This window comes from Burkholderia sp. AU38729 (assembly GCF_020419725.1).
Lineage (GTDB): Bacteria > Pseudomonadota > Gammaproteobacteria > Burkholderiales > Burkholderiaceae > Burkholderia.
In genome coordinates, this window is record NZ_JAIZQO010000007.1 from 432,166 (window position 1) to 454,466 (window position 22,301).

A 22,301-nucleotide genomic window follows, 5' to 3' on the forward strand; every position below is an offset into this window, starting at 1 on the left:
CGGCCAGCGTCAGCGCACCGCTCAATACGCGACCGTCGCGACCTCGTGCACGAAGCTGCCTTGCTCGAGCGCGTCGACGAACGCGACCGCGTAGTCTTCCGCCGAGATCTTGCTGTTGCCTTGTGCGTCCGCGATCAACTTGCCGACGCCCGTGCGGAACGTACCCGTGCGCTCGCCCGGGGCGATCAGCGCGGCCGGTGCGAAGAACGTCCAGTCGAGATCGCCGACCGTCTTCAGGTAGTCGAGTGCATCGCGGTGCGCGAGTGCGACCGCCTTGTACGCTTCCGGGAAACCTTCGCTGTCGACGAGCTGCTTGCCCGGCGCAACTTCGAGCGAACCGGCGCCGCCCACCACGACGAGCCGCTTCAGCCCCGCCTGGCGCGTGCCGGCAACCAGCGCCTTCGCAGCCGCGACGACCTTCGCCGCATCATCCTGTTTCGGGCCGTACGCGCTCGCGACGACGTCATGGCCCGGCAGCGCGGCCGCAATGCTGGCCGCGTCGAACAGGTCGGCCGCCTTCGCGGTGATGCCGTCGCCGGCTGCACCCGGATTGCGCGACAGCGCGGTCACGCGATGGCCGCGTCGCGCAGCTTCAGCGGCAATGCGCGAGCCGATCGTGCCGGTGGCGCCGAACAGCGCGATATTCAAGGTACGTTGCGTCATATCGATTCTCCAGTAAGAAAAATATGTAACGTAGTTAATTACATATAAGACCGAAAAAAACGGGGCAAAGCCCCCGTCGCGCCGGTCGCCGCGCCTCTCGCGCCGCCCGGCCTCCTGCCCTGCCGCCGCTCACCCGCCGGCGCGTGTCGCCTGCTGCGTGCGCTGCTCCAGCTCCAGCACGTCGGCCGTCACGTCAGCCAGCGTGCGCGTGCCCAGCGACGCTTCCATCGCCCGCTGCGCGTCGCCGATGTAGTCGACCAGCGCGCCCTGGATGTGCCGCCCGACGAGACACGCGGGATTCGGCGCCTCACGGTGCAGCGCGAACAGTTGCGCATCGTCGACCGCGCGATACACGTCGAGCAGCGTGATCGCGCCGGGCTCGCGCGCCAGCAGCGCACCGCCGCCCGCGCCCAGTTGCGACGTGGTCAGCCCCGCGGCCGCCAGCATCGACAGCAACCGGCGGATCAGCGCCGGATTCGTGTTCACGCTGCCCGCGATGATGTCGGACGACAACGGCACGCCCTCCTGCATCGACAGCAAGGCAAGCACGTGGACGGCAAACGCGAACCGGCTGCTGGTATTCATTCCTGACTCACTTGACGACGCCGGCCCATCCCGCAGCCGGCGACATATGTAACCATCATAATTACATTTAGCGGATCATGCAAGCCCGCGTCACTCTCCGCTCGCGGGCTTGGCGCCCGGCGCGTTCTGCTGGCTCCACTGCTGGAGCTTCTTGCCGGCTTCGGCGATTTTCGCGCCGGCTTCGGAAGCCGCATGCGCGACGACCGCGGACGCGGCCGCGTCGATCTGTGCCTGCGCGGCGGAGGCGAGGCCGCTCGCGGACAGCGGCGGCACGGCCGACGCCGCGGACGCGATGCCGGCCTTCGCGGCGTTGAGCTGCTGGTTGACGGTGCTCGCGACCTGGTCGAGCGCCTTGGCCGCATTGTTCGCGGCATCGGCGGCCGCACTCGCGGCCGTATCGGGTTGCGTGACCGGCGCGCCGGACTTCTCGCAGCCCGCAAGCAACAACAGCGCACCCGCGGCCACGGCCGCCAGTACGGACCCGGGCACGCGACGCGCCCGCGATGTCTTCATGTTCATCAGCAATCTCCGGCCGCGCGTCGCGCGGCCTCGTGGTTGGACCGACGTCGATGATACCGCCTGTGGAACAGGGCCAATCACGCACCGTGATTAAAAATGGCTTTCAATTTCGGACTCGTCTGATTCAATCGCACACGCGAGGACACTAAAGTGGGCACGCTTCAATCCGCTTGGGACACGCCCCCTTTTTCTCATGGATTTCCTCGTCGACTGGCTCATCGCCCTGGCCGCCGTGCTCGCCGCCACCCTGTTCCTGTGCCTGCGCCCGCCGTCGGCGCGCCGCCTGGCCGAATCCGGGCGCCCGCGCCGCGTCGCGTCCGCGCGCCTGCTCACGCAGGCCGTGATCGGCTTCTGGACGGCCGCGCTGATCGTCGCGGAAGGCATCCTCGGCCCCACCGCCGACGGTCAGTCGCTGGCGGGCTTCGCGGCACTCGCGTTTGCCGCGCTCGGGCTGACGACCGTCGCCGCCTACTGGTCGGCGTGCGCCCTGCGGCTGCGCCGGCCGCCGCCGCTGTTCCCGCGCCACTGACGCGCCGCAACGGTGCGCGGCAACGCACCATCACGCACCACGCCGCGCCAATCGACATATCTCGCGCACCAGTTCCGCACACGTCGCACCACACGCGTGCATCCGGCATCACGTCACCCCCGCACCGGCCACGCCCCCTTCCCGTGCACGATTCACCGGATTGCCGCAACCCACGGCATTGAAGCACCAACTCCACGCAGCCGTTCACCAAGTTGGCTCGATACTTGCATTCCTTGCCCGTTTTTTGCGCAAGGAAGCCACGGCATGGATGGTCTGAAATCCGGCGTCGACACACTGTTCCTGTTGATCGGCGCCGTCATGGTGCTCGCGATGCACGCGGGCTTCGCATTTCTCGAACTCGGCACGGTCCGCAAGAAGAACCAGGTCAACGCGCTCGTGAAGATCCTGGTCGACTTCTCGGTGTCGACGCTCGCGTATTTCTTCATCGGCTACACGATCGCGTACGGCGTCGAGTTCTTCGACGACATCGGCACGCTGTCGCAGCACAGCGGCTATGCGCTCGTGCGCTTCTTCTTCCTGCTGACCTTCGCGGCGGCAATCCCCGCGATCGTGTCCGGCGGCATCGCCGAGCGCGCGAAGTTCAATCCGCAGCTCGTCGCGACGCTGATCATCGTCGGCTTCATCTATCCGTTCTTCGAAGGGATCGCCTGGAACGAGCGTTTCGGCGTGCAGGCCTGGCTCACGCACGCGTTCGGTGCGCCGTTCCATGATTTCGCGGGCTCCGTCGTCGTGCACGCGTTCGGCGGCTGGGTCGCGCTGCCCGCCGTGCTGCTGCTCGGCGCGCGCCACGGCCGTTATGCGAAGGACGGCCGGATCGCCGCGCACCCGCCGTCGAACATCCCGTTCCTCGCGCTCGGCGCGTGGGTGCTCGCGGTCGGCTGGTTCGGCTTCAACGTGATGAGCGCGCAGACGCTCGACAAGATCAGCGGCCTCGTCGCCGTGAACTCGCTGATGGCGATGGTCGGCGGCACGCTCGCCGCGTGGATGGCCGGCCGCAACGACCCGGGCTTCACGTACAACGGGCCGCTCGCGGGCCTCGTCGCGGTGTGCGCGGGCTCCGACGTGATGCACCCGATCGGCGCGCTCGTCACGGGCGCCGCGGCCGGTGCGCTGTTCGTCGCGATGTTCACCTGCGTGCAGAACAAATGGCGCATCGACGACGTGCTCGGCGTGTGGCCGCTGCACGGCATGTGCGGCGCGCTCGGCGGCCTCGCGGCCGGCGTGTTCGGCCTGCCCGCGCTCGGCGGTCTCGGCGGCGTGTCGTTCCTGTCGCAACTCGTCGGCACGCTCGGCGGCATCGCGATCGCGACCGCCGGCGGCACGCTCGTCTACGGCGCGCTGAAAGCGACCGTCGGGCTGCGCCTCGACCGCGAAGCCGAGTTCGACGGCGCGGACCTGTCGATCCACCGCATCTCGGCAACGCCCGAACGCGATTGAGCGCAAACGCTTGCGCCCGGCGGCCGTCCGTTCACCTGACGGCCGCCCGACACATCATTACGTTTTCAATTCAAAAAACTTTCATCTAGCGTCCCTACACTTCCGTCCAGTTTTCAATTTGCCTTCGCCGAGCTTGCCGACCGCCTGCTTCGCGAAGGCCATTCTTCCAACAACCGAAACTGGACTCCACATGCCCGCGTTGCCCAATGCTGCCCGTCGTCAGGCCCTGAAGATCCTCGCCGGCGCGCCGATGCTTCCCCTTTCCGGCCTCGCGCTGCCGGCCCTGCTGACGGGTTGCGGCGGCGACGACAATCCCGCGTCGACGCCGGCCCCGGTCGCCGCCGCGTACACGTCGGCGACGTTCTCGGCGATGGCCGCCCCGACGCTCGACAATGCGGCCGCGATGGCCACGACAACGGTCGGCTCGACGCTGTCGGTGTCGTTCTCGGACGGCTCGGCACGCAACTTCAAGCTGGCGTACCGGCCGTTCTTCGTGACGGGCGACCTGGTGCCGGACGGCAAGGGCGGCACGACGCTCGCGGGCGGCTACTACGACATCAACAACCAGCCGATCATCGATCGCTCGGTGGCCGGCAAGGAGCGCCAGTTCTATTCCGACTGCCCGGACGGCAGCTCGCTGCTGACGCTGAAGAACGCGAACGTGCCCGGCGTGAAGGGCAACACGGTGTTCGCCGTCGTGCAGTTCGAATACACGACGCGCGACCAGGCCAGCGCTTCGCAATACGGCCAGCTGCCGTCGCCGATCGCGGTGATCACGCTCGATCAGGATCCGGCCAACGGCGCGCTGAAGGTCGTCAAGTACCACAACGTCGACACGTCGAAGGCGCACGGCCTGTGGATCACGTGCGGCGCGAGCCTGTCGCCGTGGGGCACGCACCTGTCGAGCGAGGAGTACGAGCCGGACGCGACGAAGGTCGCGACCGACGCGCAGTTCAAGGCGTTCAGTAAGAACACGTTCGGCGACGAGACGAAGGCGAACCCCTACCACTACGGCCACCTGCCCGAGATCACCGTGAATCCGGACGGCACGGGCACCGTGAAGAAGCACTACTGCCTTGGCCGCATCTCGCACGAGCTGATCCAGGTGATGCCGGACCAGCGCACCGTGATGATGGGTGACGACGCCACCAACGGCGGCCTGTTCATGTTCGTCGCCGACAAGGCGGCCGACCTGTCCGCCGGCACGCTGTACGTCGCGAAGTGGACGCAGACGTCGTCCGCCGGCGCGGGCACCGCGACGCTCACGTGGATCAGGATCGGCCACGCAACCAGCGGCGAGATCGAGGCGCTCGCGAACACGCTGAAGGCGTCGGACATCATGGACCTGACGACCACCGACCCGAACGATGCGAGCTACACGAAGATCCACTTCGGCGGCAAGTTCAACTGGATGCGCGTGAAGCCGGGGATGGAAAAGGCGGCCGCGTTCCTCGAGACGCACCGCTACGCGGCGCTGCTCGGCGGCAGCATGGGCTTCACGAAGCTCGAAGGCACGACCGTGAACGCGAAGGACAAGATCGTCTACACGGCGATGTCGCGGATCGAGACGTCGATGGTCAAGGGCAACGCGGTATCGCGCGACGTCGCGGTCGACAAGAAGATCGCCGCGGGCGCCGTCTATGCGCTGAACTTGAAGGGCAGCCAGCGCGACACGACCGGCAGCGCGATCGACAGCGAATGGGTGCCGGTCGACATGGGCGCGCCGGCCGCGCTCGTCGGCGAGGATCTCGCCGCGGCCGACGGGCTCGGCAACCTCGCGAACCCGGACAAGATCGCGAACCCGGACAACCTGAAGTTCTCCGAAAAGCTGCGCACGCTCTTCATCGGCGAAGACTCGGGCATGCACGTGAACAACTTCCTGTGGGCCTACAACGTCGACACGAAGTCGCTCGTGCGCGTGCTGTCGTGCCCGGCCGGCGCCGAATCGACGGGCCTGCACGCGGTCGACGAGATCAACGGCTGGACCTACATCATGAGCAACTTCCAGCACGCCGGCGACTGGGAATCGCCGCTGCACGACAAGGTCAAGCCGACGCTCGATCCGCTCGTGCGCACGAATTTCAAGGACCGCTTCGGCGCCAGCGTCGGCTACCTGACGGCCGAGCAGACCAGCATCCAGCTCGCGAAGGCCTGAACGGGTCACGCGAGGAGGTCCGCCCCCCTGGTGGGCCCCGTTCTTCATCACCGTTCATTCGTCGGCGCTCCACGCCGTTTGATGCGCGATGCCCGTTGCGGGCGTCGCGCTTTTTTTTGTGCGGCGAGCGCGTCAATGCCGGCCGGCCAGGCCCTGTCCCGGCAGCGTGCCCCCCGGAAAACCGGACAGGCTCGGCGCACTGGCCGGCATCGCCGGGGCAATCGCCGGCGCGTCGGCGGGCGGCGCGGACAGCCCGGGCGCGAGGTACAGGAACTTCCATTGCCGATAGGTCTCGGCTCCTTCGAAATCCATGTACCGATCCGGAAACCCCGTGCGCTTGATCGTCGCGCCGTCCGAGCTGCTGAACACGCCGTAGAAGCGCTCGCCCCGCCACAAGAAGGACCAGTCGTTCTTGCCGCTGACCGGATCCGGATACGCGCGGCGCAGGTGGTGCATGGGCTTCGCGAAGCGGGTGTCTTCCAGCAGATCGTCGACCGTCTGCGGGTACGCGCGCGCGAGCCGGTAATAGCCGACGATGGCCTTCCGGTACTGGTCGCCGACGAACAGCAGTTGCCGCTCCTGCTCGCGGCGCCGCTGCAGCGACCAGACATCCAGCGCGCCGGCCAGGGCGATCGACATCAGCATCAGCGCGATCAGCAAGGCAAGCAGCACGAGCCCGCGCTGCCGCCGGCGGCGGGCCTGCGGCGCGCGCGCGACGCGGCGCCCGGCCCGCTTCATTTCGCTGCCCCCGCCACAGGCGCAGCCGTTGCCGCGACGCCCGGCAGCACGCCCTGCGCGCCGCTCGCGGGCCCGACGTCGTACACGCCGGGCTTGTTCTCGTCCGGCGAGGCAAGCGTCGCCCATTTGTCGTCGCCGTTGACCGGATCGACCGGCACCGCCCGCAAATAGTGCTTCGCGACCAGCTCGTCGAGCGTCTCGGGATACTGCCCGTTGTCGCCGTAATACTGGTCGATCGCATTGCGCATCACCGCGAGGTTCTGCAGCCTCACCTGCTCCTTGCCATGCTCGATGCTGTGCATGTAGCGCGGCACGGCCAACGTCAGAAGCAGTCCGATGAGCGCCATCACGACCACGATTTCGATCAGCGTAAAGCCGCGGATCCTGCGGATGCGAGCGAGTTTCATGATGGCCGGTCACCACTGTTTGTACGGAATGCCGTTGATGCCGATACGCGCCGATTTCGACGTCACGTCGAACACGTCCTTGCCGGGCTCGAAGCCCCCTGGAGGCCCGTCCGCCGCCGGCTCCGGCGGCGTGCCGTACGCACGCACGTCCCAGGTGTCCTCGTCCGGCGTATCGGGGTCTCCGGTGAAGAACGGATCGCGCGGCACGCGGCGCAGGAACATCACCAGGCCGCCCTTCGGGTCGCGGGCGTTTTTCACGCCCGTCACGAGCACGGTCAGCGACGGCGGATAGCCGGACGATTCGGCTTCCTTGTCGATCTTCCCCGCGTCGCTCGCCTCCTTGTACGCATCGAGCGCGGTGCGGATCTCGCGCAACGCGGCACTCAACGCCTGTTCCTTCTGCCGCTGCACGAGCAGTTCGGAGAACGGCATGACCGCGAGCGCGAGGATCGCCACGAGCGCGAGCGTGATGACCATCTCGATCAACGTGAAGCCGCGCAGGCCGATGCGGCTGCCGCGGCCGACGCAAGTCGCTGCATTGCGCGCGGCCACGGCTCACTTCCCGACCGGGCGAAGCGGGTTTTCGCTCGGAATGTCGCCCGCCGGCATCTGCAGCGTCGGAGGCGGGGCCGCCGGTGCGGCGGCGGGTGCATTGGCGGCCGCGGCAGGCTGCTCGGCCGGCGCGGGCGACGCAACCGGCGTCACCGTGGTGCCCGGCGCCGGCGCGACTTCGTTGCCCGCGGGCGGCGGCTCCGCCGCAGCTGCCCCGCCGCCCCCGCCGGCCGGTGCAGGCAACGCCGGTTGCGGCCTCGAGAACCGCCCGCCGTAAGGTTCGGGGGGCGGCGTCGTACGCGGTGCGGCCGGCATCTGTCCGAACGCGCCGCTCTCGGGCGACGGCTGCGCGCGGATCGCGGCAGCCTCCAACGGGGTCGGCGCCCTGCCGCCCGACGTCCCGCCTCCCACGCTGCCCGGAACGACCTTCGCCGTCGGCGCGGCGGGCGCCTCCGCGTTCTGCGCCTCCGCGTTCAGCGCAACCGGATCGAGTCGCAGCTGATCGGCGTGCACGTTGACGTCGGTGCCCGACCATACCTCCTGGGTGTCCGCATCCGCCGCCACTTGCGGCCGGACGATATGCGGCGTGATCTGCAGTACGATCTCGGTCTTCTTGTGATCGCCGCCGTGATCGGAGAACAGGCGGCCGAGCACCGGCAACTGCCCGAGACCCGGCACCTTGTTCGCGTTGCGGCGATCCTCGTCCGAGATCAGGCCGCCCATGATCTGCGTTTCGCCGTCCCGCAGCCGCAGGCTGGTCGCCGCACTGCGCGTACCGATCTGGTAGGCGAGCGAGCTCAGCCCCTGCGAGTTGCCGCTCGAGATCGTGTTGGTGATGTTGCTGACCTCGAGATTCAGCTTGATGCCGACGTCGCCGTCGCGATAGACCTGCGGCTCGACCTCGAGCTTGATGCCCACGTCGAGGTACTGGATCATCTGCGTAAACGACGGGCCGCTGGTGCTCGGCGTGCTCGAGCTCGAGATCACCGGGACCTTGTCGCCGATCATGATGCGCGCCTTCTCCTTGTTGCGCGCGCGGATGCGCGGGCTCGCGAGCAGATTCGCGTCGGTATCGGTCAGCTTGAAGTCCGCGGTGGCCGACAGGCTGCTGACGTTCAGCGCATTGATCGGCAGATGGTGCAGCACGCCCCAGGTATCGGCCGAGCTCGGCGTCGACACCGTAAACGAGCTGGGCCAGTTGATGCCCAGCTGCGACATCCGGTCATGCGACACCTCCAGTACCTCGACCTCGAGCATCACTTCCGGCTCCGGCAAGTCCTGGGCGGCGATCATCTCCTCGGCGACCTTGATCATGTCGGGGGTGCCGCGGATCGTCACCGTGTTCGCGCGCTCGTCGATCACCGCTTCCTTCACCTTCAACAGGCTCTTCAGCAGCGACTGCACCTGTTTCGCGTCGACGTTCGACAACTGGAACGTCCGCACCTTGAGCTCCTGGTACTCGAGCTCCTTGGCCGGCGTCGCCGGGTAGATGAACAGCGTGTTCGCGTTCATCTGCTTCTTGTCGAGCTGGTTCTGCAACAGGATCATGTCGACCGTGTCCTGCAGCGACGCGTTCTGCACGAAGATCGTCGTCTTCAGATCGGCGCGCACGTCGCGATCGAAAATGACGTTCAGCCCGGATGTCCGCGACAAGGCCTCGAACACCATCCGCACGTTCGCGTCGCGGAACTGCAGCGACACCGGCGTGCGCATGATCGACGACGCCGCGAGCTTGTCGTCGCGCTCCGCGTGTTGCTGGCGGCGCTTCTCGGTGAGCTCCGCCTGCATCCTTGCCGCCATCGCATTGGCCGGATCCTCGACCAGCACGCGATGCACGCGCTCGGCCGCCTGCGCGTACGAACCCCGCTTCATCATGCGGTCCGCTTCCTGCAGAATCGCCAGATGCTTGCGGTCCTGGTCGATCATCGTGCCGATCCGGCGCGCGCGCTCGCTGGTCGGATCGAGTTGCATCGCCATGTAGACGGAGCGTGCCGCGTCGTCGAACTCGTTCTTCTGGCGAAACGCGTCCGCGTTGTCGAGCAGATCGTCGACGGCCTCCTTGCGGTCGTGCATTGCGTCGATCTTCACCTGTGCATTGGTCGGATCGTCGTGAAGGTTCGGCACATGCGCACATCCGCCGCATGCGAGCAGCGCCACGGCGATCGCCAGCGCGCGTTTCGTCGCGCACCGGCCGGCCGGCGGCACCGATCGCGCAGCGGCCCGGGGGGCGGAGCCAAGACATGTCGACCGGCCGTCGTCCCCATCGCGGCGCGCATCCCGTGTACGTAGGGTTTTCATTTACTTTCCTTCCACTGGAATGAGCACCGTCTGGACCTGGTTCAGCGGCAGATAGGTGAGCACCACGTTCGACGCGGACACCGACTCCACCCGATACTGGCCGCCGATCACGTCACCCGGCGAAACAATCAGCAACTGGTCTCCGTTGCCGAGGAACACCTGCGGCTTCGCCGACTTGGCATCCTGCTGGCCGAGATAGACGAACGGCACCGGCGGCGCGGTCGGCGGCGCCGGACGCGTCTCGGGCGGCGGCGGCACGACGGGCGGCGGCGGCAGCCATGACGACGCCGTGAATGGATCGTGTGCGGCTTCGACGGACACGGGCGCACGCAATGCGGCGAGCTGCTCGCGCGGGGTCGCCGCCGCTGCATGCGACGCGGGCGCGGGCGCCGCGGCATGAGAGGCCGGCGCGACGCGCACACGGGCCGGCGCGGGCGCCGCCCGCACCCCGTCGTGACGCACCACGATGCTTGCAGCAGCCGGCGCCGGCTGCTGCATCGCCGCCACCAGCACGCGATATCCGGCACCGGCGACGACGAGGCAAGCCAGCGCGAGTGCGAACCGATGGCGCGAAGCGGGCTTCATGGCGGCGGAGATCATGGCTGGGCGCTCCGGTAGACGAGCTCGAAACGCACCCGCGCGTCGAGAATGCTGCTGCCCACTGCCGGACGCTCGACGTGGATCTCCTGCAGCGCCGCGTTCGGCACGTGGTTCAGCACCGACGCGAGAAAATGCCGGATCGCGCCGTACTGGTCCTTCACGGGCAGCAGCACCTGATAGCGCGCGAAGCGCCCGCCCGACTCGGTCGTCATCTGGTACTCGGCCGACCCGAGTGTCAGATGGCTGTCGCGTGCCTGCTCGAAGATCGACGCGATGTCTTCCGCGCTTTGCGAAGACGCCGGAAAGAGCGCGGGCAGCGCGTCGAGCGGGGTCGCGTCCGCCGCCGTGCCGCGCACATCCGCGAGACGATGGCCGGGTGCGGCGCGCACCACACTGGCCGGCGCAAGCATCGCGCGCGTGTCGGACTCGACGCCCGCGATCGCCGCGTACGTGATGGCGGCCGCGCCGAGCATCAGCATCCCGGCGAGCCCCGGCAGACCGAAGGCGCGTCGCCACTCGAAGCGAAGCGTGAGCAGGCGGTCCGCGAAACGATCGGCTTTCATGATTTCCTCCAGACGGCCGTGATCTGGAAACGCACCGGCTTGCCCGCCACGTTCTCCTCGACGAGATGACCGTTGAGCGTCGCCTCGCGCAGCACGACGCTCGTCTGCAAGTACTTCAGGTACGCGATCATCGCGTCCGGGTCCTTCGCTTCGGCCGTGATGCGAATCTGGCCCTGCGCCGGGTTCTGGTCGATGCCGATGAGCGCGACGTCATGGCCCGGATAGTCCTCGACGATCGAGAAGAGCGTCTGCCACGGCACGGTCAGCTCGCGCAGCACGGCCTGGCTCTGCTTTTCCGCAAGCCGGGCAGCCGCGGTCGGCGGCGGCTTCGCGACGTGTTGCTGCGCGAGCAGGCGATGCTGGACGACCGTCAGGCTCTCCCTGATGCGATCGTTTTCCGCGTACGTGTGCCAGAGCCGGACGGCGCACGCGCTCCACAGCAACGCGGCGACAACGAGGAGGATCACTCCGCCGGCGCCGATGCGCGCGCGGCGCCGGCAAAAATCGATGTCGAGCGTGCGGATCATGGCGCGTACTCCAGCAATCGGCGCGCGGGCGAACCGTCGTGCGCCGCGCGGCCCGGCAGCGCGACCGCGGCGAAACGCGCGTCGAACGGCGCAACGTCCAGGTCGGTGCCGGACAGATAGACCTTGCAGGCGTCGAGCTTCAGGCCCGTGCGTATCGCCGAGCGCTCGAACAGCTGCTCGGCGAGCTCGGCGAGCCGCGACGCGTCGTCGGACTCGCCCGGAAAGAGGCGCTGCGTGTCGTACGCGGCCCACTCGCCGTGCTCGATCATGACCGCTTGCAGCAGCGCCTCGTCGACGACGAGCAGCATCGCATCGCCGTCCGGCTTCACCACGAACCGGCCGAGCGTCTCAGGAAGGGCCGCGCGCAGGCCGCGGATCGGCACGTCGCCGGACGCACCGGCACCGAGGATGCCGTCGTACAGCGTACGCGGCAGCGCGCTGGCAAAGAGCACCCTGCCACCGCGCCGCACGTCGAAGCGCGCAACCAGCGACTCCGCGGCGACGCCGTACGTGTCGGAGAAATGCGCGAGCGCGATTTCCTCCAGCTCGCGTGCGTGCAGCGCGCGAAAGTCTCCGCGCAGGATCGCATGACAACACCAGAAATCGTCGAGCACGACATGCGCGCCGCGCACCGGCGCCCGCTTCGCGCCGGCATCGGCATCGTGCGTCGCGGCCAGCGCGGCGCGCAGCGCATCGAGCATCCCCGCCTCGCTGCCGAACTGCGCATCGGGAATGGCGACGCTGAGCGGATCGGCGACGAACCCGCGCCGGTCCGGCCGCCACAGTGCGCGCGTGCGGATGCCGACGGCGATCTCGCGCGTCCCGACACCGACGGCAAGACGATCATTCGACCATGGTGACACGATTGATCTCCTCGAGCGTCGTTTCGCCGCGCCGGACCAGGTCGAGCGCCGCCGCCCGCAACGTCGTCATCCCGTAGCGCAGCGCCGCGGCCTTGATGTGCCCGAGCGGCGCGCGCTCGGACAGCAGTTGCCGCAGTTCGTCGTTCATGCGCAGCGCCTCCGCGATCGCCCGCCGGCCGCGATAGCCGCTGCCGCGGCACATCGCGCACCCGGTGCCGCGTCGAAACAGGTAGCTGCCGGCCGTATCCGGGTCGATGCCCGAACGGGCGAGCGCATCCGCGTCCACCGTATCCTCGTCGAGACAGTCCGTGCAGCACTGGCGCAGCAGCCGCTGCGCGATGACGCCGTTCAGCGCCGATACGAAGCTGTACGGATCGACCTCCATGTTCGTGAACCGGCCGATCACGTCGAACACGTTGTTCGCGTGCACGGTGGTGAACACCTGGTGGCCGGTCAACGCGGCCTGCACGGCGATCTGCGCAGTTTCGGGATCGCGGATCTCGCCGACCATGATCTTGTCCGGGTCGTGCCGCAGGATCGAGCGCAAGCCGCGCGCGAACGTCAGGCCCTTCGCCTCGTTGACCGGAATCTGCAGGATCTCGCCTAGCTGGTACTCGACCGGATCCTCGATCGTCACGATCTTCTCGAGCCCGTTGTTGATTTCGGTGAGGATCGCGTAAAGCGTCGTGGTCTTGCCGCTGCCGGTCGGCCCCGTGACGAGCAGCATGCCGTACGGCATCGACGCGACCGACCGCATGAAGCGCGTGTCGGCCGGCTGGAACCCCAGCGCCTCGAGCGTCAGGCCGCCCGACGCCTGGGAGAGCTGATAGCGGTCGAGAATCCGCAACACGGCATCCTCGCCGAACTGATTCGGCATGATCGACACGCGAAAATCGATTTCGCGTCCCGCGTACATCGCCTTGAAGCGCCCGTCCTGCGGGATGCGGCGCTCCGCGATGTCGAGTTCGGAAATCACCTTCACGCGCGACAGCACCTGATCCGCGACGTCGCGGCCCTCCACCCGCCCCACCACCGTGAGCACGCCGTCGACGCGGCACTTGATCATCAAGCCGGCCGCCCTGCATTCGAGGTGGATGTCGCTCGCCAGCATCTTGAGCGCATCGTAGATCGTCGAATTGAGCAGGCGCACCACCGGGCTGTCGTCGCTGCTGATGCCCTGCAGCGTCAACGCGAGCGACGCCGGATCGGGCGCGCACTGGATCGGGTCGTCGAACGCGAGCGAATCCATCGCGCGGATGTCCTTCTCGCGCACCGCAAGATAAGCGCCCAGGTCGCCCGCGCTCGCGAGCGCCCATCGGTACGGCAGCGTCGGGTGCGCGCGCATCCGGTGTTCGACCCAGCCGCGCGTGCGGGCATCGAGCGGATCGGCGATCGCGAACAGCAGCGCGCCGCTGTCGGGATCGCGCAGGCACACGCAGAGACGCGCCATCGCCTCGACGAACGGCACCCGCTCGAAATCCGGCTCCAGACGGTTCAGCTCGCGTATGCCGATCGGTTTCATCCTGAACTGCGCGGCGAGCCGCTCGCGTATTTCGTCCGCGCCGAGCGCCGTGTGCGCGGTCAATGCCTCGAGCGCGCGAATACCGGACCCGTGGCGTTCGCCGAGCGTGCGAAGCAAGTCGCGCAGGTCGTGCTGGCCGGCATCCGCGTCGGGATCGGGATCGACGGGAGAAATGACGGTGTCCATGCGAATCTCCGGGACGGCCTACTGAATGCTCGACGCGATCTCGAAGATCGGCATGTACATCAACACGACGATGCCGCCGATCACCACGCCGATCACGATCATCATCGCGGGTTCGATCAGTCGCGAGATCAGGTCGATCGTGCGCGAAACCTGCGCTTCCTGGAATCCGGCGATCCGGTCGAGGACGGGCCCGAGCGCGCCGGTCTTTTCGGCCACCGTCAGCAGGCGATAGCCGATCGCGTCCGCGAGGCCGGCCTGCTGAATCGCATCGGACATCTTCGCGCCGTTGCGGATCTGCTGGAGCGCGGCTGCGAGCGCGGCTTGATCGGCACGGCCCACCAGGCCGCGCGCGAGGTCGAACGCGCGAATCGCGGGAATGCCGCCGTCGACCAGCATCGCGGTCGTGCGATAGAACTGCGACTGGCGGAACACGCGGAAGTGTTGCCCGATGCCGGGCAGCGCCAGCAGGCGATCGGCGAGCCAGATCCGCAGGGCCGGCCGCCGCAGCGCGAGCCCGGCGGCGACCGCCAGCACGGCCAGGCCAACGGCCAGCCCGGTGCCATGCGCGTGCACCATGCCGCCCCACGCCATCAGCAGCCGGGACATCAGCGGCAGTTCGCGCCCGCTGTGTTCGAGGAGCGTGGCGAACCGCGGCACCACGAAGCCGAGCAGGAACAGCACGACGGCCGCGCCGACGAACAGCAGCACCGTCGGGTAGATCGCCGCCGACACGACGCGTGCGCGCAGCTCCCGCAGCGTCGCGCTGTTGACCGAATAACGCGTGAGGCTGTCGGCCAGTCCGCCGGTCTGCTCGCTCGCCTTCACGCACGCCACCAGCACCGGCGGAAAGATCGGGCTCGCGTGCTCGAGCGCCATCGACAGCGCCTGCCCTTCCTCGAGATGCCGCAGCAGGTCGTGATACACCTGGACGGACGCTTCGCGCCGGGTGCTGCCGCCGAGCGTGCGCAGTGCGTCGACGAGGCCGACGCCCGCATCGAGCAGCGCCGCCAGCTCGCGCGCGAACATGTCGACGTCGAAGCGCGCACGCGGCATCCCGAACCGGTTCGTGCCGCGCCGCTGCCGCGCGGCGTCCGCGCTGACCGACACGACGCGCAGGCCGCGCGCGCGCGCGAGCGATGCGGCGTTCGCCGGCGAATCGCTGTCGATCCGCAGCGTCTGCACCGACCCGCCCGTATCGAATACCCGCAGCACGAATTTCACGTCGACTCTCCTTGCGGTTGCTCACGCCGCGCACCCTGACCGCGCCGCTACCACGACGAGATCGTCACGTTCTCGCCGGTCCCGCCCCCGCGTCCGTCCTTGCCGAGCGAAAACAGGTCGTAGTCGCCGTGTTCGCCCGGTGAGCGATACTGATAGGGCCGATCCCACGGATCCGCCGGGACGGCCTTCTGCAGATAGGGGCCGCTCCACCGCGATGCGCTTTGCGGCTTGTTCACGAGCGCATCGAGCCCTTCCTCGGTGGTCGGATACGAACCGACGTCGAGCCGGTACTGATCCAGTGCCTGGCCGAGCGACACGATCTGCGCGCGCGCGACCTTCACGTTCGACTTGCCGACCTGTTCGAAATACCGTGGCGCGACGAGCCCCGCCAGCAGCCCGATGATGACCATCACGACAAGCAGTTCGAGCAACGTGAAGCCGCGGCTCGCGCGTGCGCGGCACACGCTTCGTTCGTCGCGCGGCCGCCGGTCCGGCCCGCCGGCCGGCATCGAGGACGATCCATGGCTCACGGCTTCCCTCCCTGTATCAACCCGCGGCGTCGGCGCCGCGGATGCCGTTGATTGCATTCTTGTTCACGCGGGTACGCGCCAGAAGTAGGGAGTGCCGTCCATCCCCATGGGTAGATCCCCCCCAGTTGGGCGATGCGTCAATGGAGGGAATTCACACACGGTCGTCGTCGTTCAGCGCGAGCACGCCGATGTCGATCGCGAAATGAACCAGGCCGGTCAGGTTGGCGATGCCGAGCTTGCGCATCAGATTGGCGCGGTGCTTGTCCACGGTTTTCGGACTGACCTTGAGGCACTCGCCGACCTGCCGGCTCGTGTGCCCCTCGACGACGAGGCGCAACACGGTGCGCTCGCGATTGGTCAGCGCGCTCCACAAGCGCGCCTTGTGCGCGTTCGCGTCGCGCAACCCATGCAGGCCGGCGCGGGCGCGATAGGCGTCGAGGCTGACCACGCACTTGCCCTGCATCACGAAGCGCATCTCGCGCACCAGGTCGGCGAACGGCAAGTCCTTGAGCACGTAGCCGTCCGCACCGGCGGCGAAAGCCTCGCTCACGTCGTCTTCGCCGTGATGAACCGTGAGGACGATGATCCGCGCATGCGGCACGTTGCGCTTGATCGTCGCGATTGCCTCGAAGCCGCTGCCGCCCGGCATCGACAGATCCATCAGGACCAGGTCGGGTCGGGTCTTCTCGGCGAGATGACATGCCTCGACCCCGCCGCTCGCCGCGCCGACGATGCAGTAGTCGGCCAGCTCGGAAACCAGATGACTCAGGCCGACGCGCAACAGATGCTGATCCTCGACGATCAGCACACGATGCTTGTTGTCCAATTTCGACGCTCCCTCGCAGAAACGTGGCACCCACGGCCCGCTGTCGGCGGGAACAGGCACTAGTTGGACGCGACGACGTCGCGATAGGCAGCGAGCAGCTCGGTGGGCGTCGCGAAACCGTCGATCCTCAGCCACGGCTGGCCCGGCGCGGCCCGCACGAACGTCACCGGCGTGTGGTTCATCTTGTCGCCGCGAAAGACGTTGAACGCGCGCTGCGCGGCCACGCTCGCCTCGACGGTCCCGGTGTAGTGCTGCCATTCGGGGCCGGCGCCGAAGCGTGCCGCGTAAGCCTTGAGCCGCTCCGGCGTGTCGGCCTCCGGATCGATCGAGATCGACATGATGTGGACCTTGTCGCGGTCGGCGCCGAGTTCGCCCTGCAATTGCTCGAGCGTCTGGCTGATCATCGGGCAGATGGTCGTGCAGCTGGTGTAGATGAACGTCAGGATCACCGGCCGGCCGTCGTCGAGCTCCTTGGCCAGCAAGACGGTCCGACCGTCGTCTCGTACGAGCTGAACCGTCGGCGCCGCATACTGGACCATCGTGTGCACGGTTCCCGGCATCATCGCGTGATGCATGTGCATGCCCGCGGCTTCCGTCGCGCCGTCGCTCACGGGTGCGCCGGCCTTGTCGACCGCGTTACCGGCAGGCGCGGCCGGTACGGGCTGCGCGGGAGCGTCGGTCGGGGGCGCCATCGCGGGTCCCGCGGCGGGCGCCGCGGCAGGGTCACTCGCCGGCTCCATCGCGCGCTCCATCGGGTGCGCCGGCGCGGGCATCGCCGCGCCGGCGGCGGCATTCCCGTCGGTGCCGTCCGCTGCGTTTCCGGCAGCGTGTTCGACACCGTTCTGCATGTCCTTGTCCATCGAACTGTCGACGGCTTCCGGTGCCGGGTTGTCCGTGGCGCTCCCGGTCGCCGCCGCGCTTTCGACCGCCGCTGCGCCGGCGTTCTCCATCGCGCCGCCGTCGGACGCGCACCATGCGGGCGCCGCGGCGAGGGCGACGCCCGCGACCACGAATGCGCCCATCGTCGATCTGGCGATCCTGTTCATACCGGCCTCCATGACACGAGCGAGGCAGCGGACAATTCCGTGCCCCGCCCATGCAGTGTCATGAATTTGCCGGAGAGCGTCATGGGATGACGCCCCCCAAAGGCCGGTAGGACATGCCCGCCCGGCACGATCCCGCAATGCACGCGGCAGGCGTTTCCCTATGACGAACACGCGCAATCCCCATGTTGCGGCCCGCATCGGTCACGTCCTAGAATGGTCGAAACCTTACGTTTTCCTGAAGACGCGCCTCGGGAGCCACCATGACTGAACGCCAGCCCGAAGGGCCAAGGATCAGGCTGCTCGATCTGATCGACGCGATGCGCAAGCTGCGCAGTGCGCTTCGTCACGACGATCGCCGCCGCGCCGTCGTCACCGACGCACGGGGCGCGGCGCTCGCCATTCTCGCCGACGACGGCACGTTCGTATCGGTCAATCGCAGCACCGCCGCGCTGTTCGGATACAAGGGCGCCGAACTCGTCGGCCGGCAGCTGCGCGATCTGGCACCCGACGACGCCCACGTCGGGCTCGTGGACAATCTCGCCGCGAGTGCCGCGCGCGAGCAACATTCGTTCACGGCGATGCTCGGCGGGCGAAGCGGCCATCCCGCGCAATTCGTCATCTATCGGCAGGCACTGCCCGGCACCGGGCTGTGGCTGACGCTGTTCGAGGAATCGCCGATGCCCGAGCCCGCACGACGCGGCGACGCGGCCAACGATGCGGGCGTCCATGCGTGCCACACGTATCTGCTGATGGGCCAGCAGAAGGAGCGGCATCGGCTCGCCGCGGAATTGCACGACGGGCTCGGCCAGGCACTGACGCTCATCAAGCTGATGAATGAGGACGCGCTCATGCGGCTTCGTCGCGGCGAGATCGCCGACGCGACGATTCTGCTCGACGTCGCCGTGCTGCGGATTCGTGAGACGATCGGCGAAGTGCGCCAGATCTGCGGCGAACTGAAGCCGCCGATGCTCGACAGGCTCGGGCTGCCGGCCGCGCTCGCGTCGCTGTGCCGCCGCATCGAGCGTGACGCGAGCCAGTTGTCGGTCGAGTTCAATTGCAACGTCGACGACGACGAGATTCCCGAGCATCTGAAAGCGGACATGTTCCGGGTCGCGCAGGAGGCGCTGCACAACGTCGTCAAGCATGCGCAGGCCACCGAAATCGTGCTCGGCCTGCAACACGATGCCGGTGGGCTGCTGCTGACGATCGACGACAACGGCGTCGGCTACGAGCGCCATCCGCTTGCGACCGACGACGCACGCTCGGCGGGGCTCGGGCTGATCGGCATGCAGCATCGCATCGAGTCGCACGGCGGCACGTTCGGGATCCAGTCGTCCGCCACGACCGGCACGCGTGTCTCGGCAACCTGGCCGCTCTGATACCGGCAACGCTCAGCGCTTCGCGCCGCCAGCGGGATAGTCGTCCAGCCGCGCGACGGCGTCGGGCACCTGCACGTCGTCGTCGACCGGCCTGGCCGGCACGTCGGCCACATCCGTTTCCGCGCATTTCGCCGCGAGCGTGGTCAACAGACCCATGTTCATCGCGACGAGCACCAGTTCCGTCAGATTCGCGAGATGGAGCTTGTGCATCATGCTCGCCCGGTACTTCTCGATCGTCTTCGGGCTCAGGCTCAGGTACTGGCCGACCTGCCGGTTCGTGCGCCCTTCCGCGATCAGCTTCAACACGCTGCGTTCGCGCGCGGTCAGGATGTCCCACGCCTTTTTGGGCGCGGGCGTTTCGCGGCCGGTCACGAACGAGTCGACCATGTAGCCGTACACATCCGCGCTCAGGTGCCGCTTTCCCTGCATGACCATGCGCATCGCGAGCAGCAATTCGTCAAACGAAACGTCCTTGAGCACGTAGCCTTCGACGCCTGCACGCAGCGCCTCGCGCACGTACTCCTCGTTCTGATGCACGGTGAGCACGACGATGCGGATCGTCGGTACCCGCCGCTTGATCGTCGCGCTCGCATCGATACCGTTCATCCCGCGCATCGACAGATCCATCAGGATCAGGTCCGGCGCGAGCGTCATGGCCAGGTGGCACGCTTCCTTGCCGTCGCGCGCCTCGCCGACGACTTCGTAGTCGCCTTGCGCGGAAAGCATCGACCGTAGCCCGTTTCGCAGCAGATCGTGATCTTCTGCAATCATCACGCGACATTTTGTATTCACGGCTTCCCCCAAGTTTTCCGCGCTTGCACCACGTCGGATCTCGACGCCTCGTTTGCACGGTGCCGGACGATTTCTTCGCTGCGTTCCGCGATCCGGTCTGATGGCCCCGTCTCGCGAGCGACAGGCCACGTCCGTCTTCCGAGCAAGGATCGCGCCACCGCGCCACGCGCGGGCACCCCGGCCGGACACGCGCCCGCGCGAACGTCGCGCAATGGCAGGAATGTTGCAGGGTTGAATCGCTCCGACGTGGTGCGTCGCATCAGTAGGACTACGGATAGCGGGACTATCCGATCCGTTCCGCCGCGCAGGAAACGATTCATGCTGCAACGACGCGCGCATTGAGGAGAAACCAACTTCTGCGCGTAAGAATCGTCAACTTCGCCCGGTTATCGGGCGCTACCGACCATTACTTGTGTAACAGTTTTGCAGCGCCGCCGCGGGGGTGTTTCGCGGCATCGAAGTGTAGGAGGTCGCCCCATTGCCGATCCGATGTACCCGCAACGACAATGCAGATGCAGGAGGCCAGAAAGATGCACAGCCGCCCTTCATCCGTATTGGGAACAGCGCTCGTTGCCGCATGCGTGGGAATCGGCTCGGCATGGTCGTGCGCCGCGCACGCGCAGATTTACGGCACGGTAGCGAGCAATGGCGCCATCGTCCTGACCAACGAGCCCGGCACGGCCAATCTGAAAGTGATCGTCGCGGCCGAAGGGCCGAGCGCATCGGCAGTGAGGCATGCCGCGCCGAAATCGGCGGTCGCGTCGTCGTTCGCGGACGTGATCACCGAGGCAAGCGCGGCGTTCAACGTTCCGCCCGAACTCCTTCGCGCGGTGATCGACGTCGAATCGGGATACAACCCGAAGGCGGTCTCGGACAAAGGCGCGCGCGGGCTCATGCAATTGATGCCGGAAACGGCGCGGCGCTTCTCGGGCGGCGACATGCTCGATCCGCGCGACAACGTGCTGGCCGGCGCGCGGTATCTGCGTTTCCTGCTCGACCTGTTCAAGGAAAACGTCGAACTCACGCTCGCTGCCTACAACGCCGGGGAGAACGCCGTGATTCGGGCCGGTTATCGCATTCCGTCGTTTCCGCAGACGCGCGAGTACGTGCCGCGCGTCCTGGCGCGCTACAAACGGCTCCTCACCGCGAACTGAAACGCGGGCGGCACCCGATGCCGCCGGCGACGCGCGGACGATCCGCGGCCCGGCGTCATCGAGCGATGGCGTGCGGCCGCGCATGGCGGCCGGCGTGACACCGGCCGACGGGTCGAGCGACGATCAAGGAAATGCGGGGATGGTCGGATCTTCGCCCTGCAGATGCGCATCCGTGTGGTGAAGCTTGATCGCGTCCTCGATCTCGTGAACGCGGTCGGTCGGAACGTCGATCATCATCAGCAATTCACCGTGCTCGATGCCGTCCTCGAAGCGCTTCAGGCGCGTGCTCGGCACGTCGACGCCGATCATCGTCGCCACCCATGCGCCGAAGGCCGCGCCGAACAGCGTGATCGCCACGACGACGCCGCCGCCGATCCGCAAGCCGTCGGGCGGGAACACCAGCAAGAGCAGCCCGAGCAGCATGCCGGTCCCGAAGCCGACGGCGGTGCCGCGCGCGAGCGACGGCAGCAGGTCGCTACGCTGCGCGAGCGTCGCCTCCGGCAACCCGTCGCGCATCACATCGTGATTGGCGAGGCAATGGATATGTCGCCACTCGATTCGCAGCGACAGCAACTCGCCGACGATCGACTGCGCGCATTGCGTCGTCGGCAACAGAAAGTAGACCCGTCTCATGGCTCCTCCTACGTCACCGCGCAATGCGGCGATCCCCCTTCAGACATTCTGGTTCGGCACGCGTCCGGCTTGTAGTGGTAATGCTCGCCGAAGTGCATGGGTAGAACACGGTAGGCGCCGCCGCGCGCGCCTCAGAGCCGCCCGTAGCTGTGCAGCCCGGACAGGAACATGTTGACGCCGAGGAACGCGAAGGTCGTCACGAGCAGGCCCGTGAGCGCCCACCATGCGGCCACCGTGCCGCGCAGGCCCTTCATCAGGCGCATGTGCAGCCACGCCGCGTAGTTGAGCCACACGATCAGCGCCCAGGTTTCCTTCGGGTCCCAGCTCCAGTAGCCGCCCCATGCTTCGGCGGCCCACAGCGCGCCGAGGATCGTCGCGATCGTAAAGAACGCGAAACCGACCGCGATCGACTTGACCATCACGTCGTGGAGCACGTCGAGCGTCGGCAGGCGATCGGCGAGCACGCCGCGCTCCTTCATCAGGTACGCGACCGACACCATCGCCGACAGCGCGAAGCTGCCATAGCCGATGAAGTTCGCCGGCACGTGGATCTTC

At 67.7% G+C, this 22,301-nt stretch carries 24 protein-coding genes; 5 read left to right on the forward strand and 19 right to left on the reverse strand.

Annotated elements, in window-relative coordinates; translation table 11 throughout:
* Positions 1-21 precede the first annotated feature (21 nt).
* The 3 genes from LGM56_RS20970 to LGM56_RS20980 form a co-directional block, all read right to left on the reverse strand.
* On the reverse strand, positions 22-663 hold the full coding sequence (locus tag LGM56_RS20970; protein ID WP_226206679.1) for an NAD(P)-dependent oxidoreductase: 642 nt from the start codon (positions 661-663) through the stop codon (positions 22-24).
* 129 nt (positions 664-792) lie between these two features.
* A complete protein-coding gene (locus LGM56_RS20975) occupies positions 793-1,248 on the reverse strand; it encodes an Rrf2 family transcriptional regulator (RefSeq protein WP_089439623.1) in 456 nt (151 codons plus the stop codon).
* 90 nt (positions 1,249-1,338) lie between these two features.
* Positions 1,339-1,767, reverse strand: a complete 429-nt coding sequence (locus tag LGM56_RS20980; RefSeq protein ID WP_089494448.1) for a hypothetical protein — start codon at positions 1,765-1,767, stop codon at positions 1,339-1,341.
* A 193-nt stretch (positions 1,768-1,960) separates the two neighbouring features.
* On the opposite strand from LGM56_RS20980, the gene LGM56_RS20985 reads away from it, so the two are divergent.
* The 3 genes from LGM56_RS20985 to LGM56_RS20995 all read left to right on the forward strand — a co-directional run bounded on the left by LGM56_RS20985 (position 1,961) and on the right by LGM56_RS20995 (position 5,909).
* Positions 1,961-2,296, forward strand: coding sequence for a hypothetical protein (locus tag LGM56_RS20985; protein WP_089494447.1), 336 nt, complete (start codon positions 1,961-1,963; stop codon positions 2,294-2,296).
* A 264-nt stretch (positions 2,297-2,560) separates the two neighbouring features.
* Complete coding sequence (locus LGM56_RS20990; RefSeq protein WP_069256214.1) at positions 2,561-3,754, forward strand: ammonium transporter; 1,194 nt, start codon at positions 2,561-2,563, stop codon at positions 3,752-3,754.
* A gap of 190 nt (positions 3,755-3,944) precedes the next feature.
* Positions 3,945-5,909, forward strand: a complete 1,965-nt coding sequence (locus LGM56_RS20995) for a PhoX family protein (protein WP_089494446.1) — start codon at positions 3,945-3,947, stop codon at positions 5,907-5,909.
* 132 nt (positions 5,910-6,041) lie between these two features.
* On the opposite strand, the gene LGM56_RS21000 is transcribed toward LGM56_RS20995, so the two are convergent.
* The 13 genes from LGM56_RS21000 to LGM56_RS36965 all read right to left on the reverse strand — a co-directional run bounded on the left by LGM56_RS21000 (position 6,042) and on the right by LGM56_RS36965 (position 17,434).
* Positions 6,042-6,569 carry a type II secretion system protein gene (locus LGM56_RS21000; RefSeq protein ID WP_226206680.1) on the reverse strand — a complete coding sequence of 176 codons (528 nt, stop codon included), beginning with the start codon at positions 6,567-6,569 and terminating at the stop codon, positions 6,042-6,044.
* Between the two features lie 74 nt (positions 6,570-6,643).
* Positions 6,644-7,054 (reverse strand): type II secretion system protein, encoded by a 411-nt coding sequence (locus tag LGM56_RS21005; RefSeq protein ID WP_226206681.1) that lies wholly within the window; start codon positions 7,052-7,054, stop codon positions 6,644-6,646.
* A gap of 9 nt (positions 7,055-7,063) precedes the next feature.
* Positions 7,064-7,606: a type II secretion system protein gene (locus tag LGM56_RS21010; RefSeq protein WP_226206682.1), complete on the reverse strand. Its 543-nt coding sequence runs from the start codon at positions 7,604-7,606 to the stop codon at positions 7,064-7,066.
* Between the two features lie 3 nt (positions 7,607-7,609).
* Positions 7,610-9,730 carry a secretin N-terminal domain-containing protein gene (locus LGM56_RS21015; RefSeq protein ID WP_413226791.1) on the reverse strand — a complete coding sequence of 707 codons (2,121 nt, stop codon included), beginning with the start codon at positions 9,728-9,730 and terminating at the stop codon, positions 7,610-7,612.
* Positions 9,731-9,904: 174 nt separating this feature from the next.
* Positions 9,905-10,504 (reverse strand): hypothetical protein, encoded by a 600-nt coding sequence (locus LGM56_RS21020; RefSeq protein WP_226206684.1) that lies wholly within the window; start codon positions 10,502-10,504, stop codon positions 9,905-9,907.
* Positions 10,501-11,067 (reverse strand): hypothetical protein, encoded by a 567-nt coding sequence (locus tag LGM56_RS21025; protein ID WP_226206685.1) that lies wholly within the window; start codon positions 11,065-11,067, stop codon positions 10,501-10,503. The genes LGM56_RS21020 and LGM56_RS21025 overlap by 4 nt, the downstream gene beginning before the upstream one ends.
* Complete coding sequence (locus LGM56_RS21030; RefSeq protein WP_089494439.1) at positions 11,064-11,594, reverse strand: hypothetical protein; 531 nt, start codon at positions 11,592-11,594, stop codon at positions 11,064-11,066. The genes LGM56_RS21025 and LGM56_RS21030 overlap by 4 nt, the downstream gene beginning before the upstream one ends.
* Positions 11,591-12,457, reverse strand: coding sequence for a hypothetical protein (locus tag LGM56_RS21035; protein WP_226206686.1), 867 nt, complete (start codon positions 12,455-12,457; stop codon positions 11,591-11,593). Before LGM56_RS21035 ends, LGM56_RS21030 begins: the two co-directional genes overlap by 4 nt.
* Positions 12,438-14,165: a GspE/PulE family protein gene (locus LGM56_RS21040; RefSeq protein WP_226206687.1), complete on the reverse strand. Its 1,728-nt coding sequence runs from the start codon at positions 14,163-14,165 to the stop codon at positions 12,438-12,440. The genes LGM56_RS21035 and LGM56_RS21040 overlap by 20 nt, the downstream gene beginning before the upstream one ends.
* An 18-nt stretch (positions 14,166-14,183) precedes the next feature.
* Positions 14,184-15,386, reverse strand: a complete 1,203-nt coding sequence (locus tag LGM56_RS21045) for a type II secretion system F family protein (RefSeq protein WP_226206688.1) — start codon at positions 15,384-15,386, stop codon at positions 14,184-14,186.
* A gap of 47 nt (positions 15,387-15,433) precedes the next feature.
* Positions 15,434-15,895, reverse strand: coding sequence for a type II secretion system major pseudopilin GspG (gene gspG, locus LGM56_RS21050; RefSeq protein ID WP_089494435.1), 462 nt, complete (start codon positions 15,893-15,895; stop codon positions 15,434-15,436).
* 172 nt (positions 15,896-16,067) lie between these two features.
* Positions 16,068-16,742 (reverse strand): response regulator, encoded by a 675-nt coding sequence (locus LGM56_RS21055; RefSeq protein WP_226206689.1) that lies wholly within the window; start codon positions 16,740-16,742, stop codon positions 16,068-16,070.
* A gap of 59 nt (positions 16,743-16,801) precedes the next feature.
* Positions 16,802-17,434 carry an SCO family protein gene (locus LGM56_RS36965; RefSeq protein WP_373452537.1) on the reverse strand — a complete coding sequence of 211 codons (633 nt, stop codon included), beginning with the start codon at positions 17,432-17,434 and terminating at the stop codon, positions 16,802-16,804.
* Between the two features lie 614 nt (positions 17,435-18,048).
* Here LGM56_RS36965 and LGM56_RS21065 point away from each other — a divergent pair.
* Positions 18,049-19,167 carry an ATP-binding protein gene (locus LGM56_RS21065; RefSeq protein ID WP_089494432.1) on the forward strand — a complete coding sequence of 373 codons (1,119 nt, stop codon included), beginning with the start codon at positions 18,049-18,051 and terminating at the stop codon, positions 19,165-19,167.
* Between the two features lie 12 nt (positions 19,168-19,179).
* Here the strand turns inward: LGM56_RS21065 and LGM56_RS21070 are convergent, their stop codons facing one another.
* Entirely contained in the window at positions 19,180-19,959 is a 780-nt protein-coding gene (locus LGM56_RS21070; RefSeq protein WP_089494431.1) for a response regulator, read from the reverse strand.
* Positions 19,960-20,489: 530 nt separating this feature from the next.
* Here LGM56_RS21070 and LGM56_RS21075 point away from each other — a divergent pair.
* Complete coding sequence (locus tag LGM56_RS21075) at positions 20,490-21,113, forward strand: lytic transglycosylase domain-containing protein (RefSeq protein ID WP_226206700.1); 624 nt, start codon at positions 20,490-20,492, stop codon at positions 21,111-21,113.
* A 123-nt stretch (positions 21,114-21,236) separates the two neighbouring features.
* Here LGM56_RS21075 and LGM56_RS21080 read toward each other — a convergent pair whose 3' ends face one another.
* Entirely contained in the window at positions 21,237-21,746 is a 510-nt protein-coding gene (locus LGM56_RS21080) for a DUF1269 domain-containing protein (protein ID WP_226206691.1), read from the reverse strand.
* A 131-nt stretch (positions 21,747-21,877) separates the two neighbouring features.
* On the reverse strand, positions 21,878-22,301 hold a 424-nt coding region (gene ccsA, locus LGM56_RS21085), incomplete at its 5' end, for a cytochrome c biogenesis protein CcsA (protein WP_200162067.1).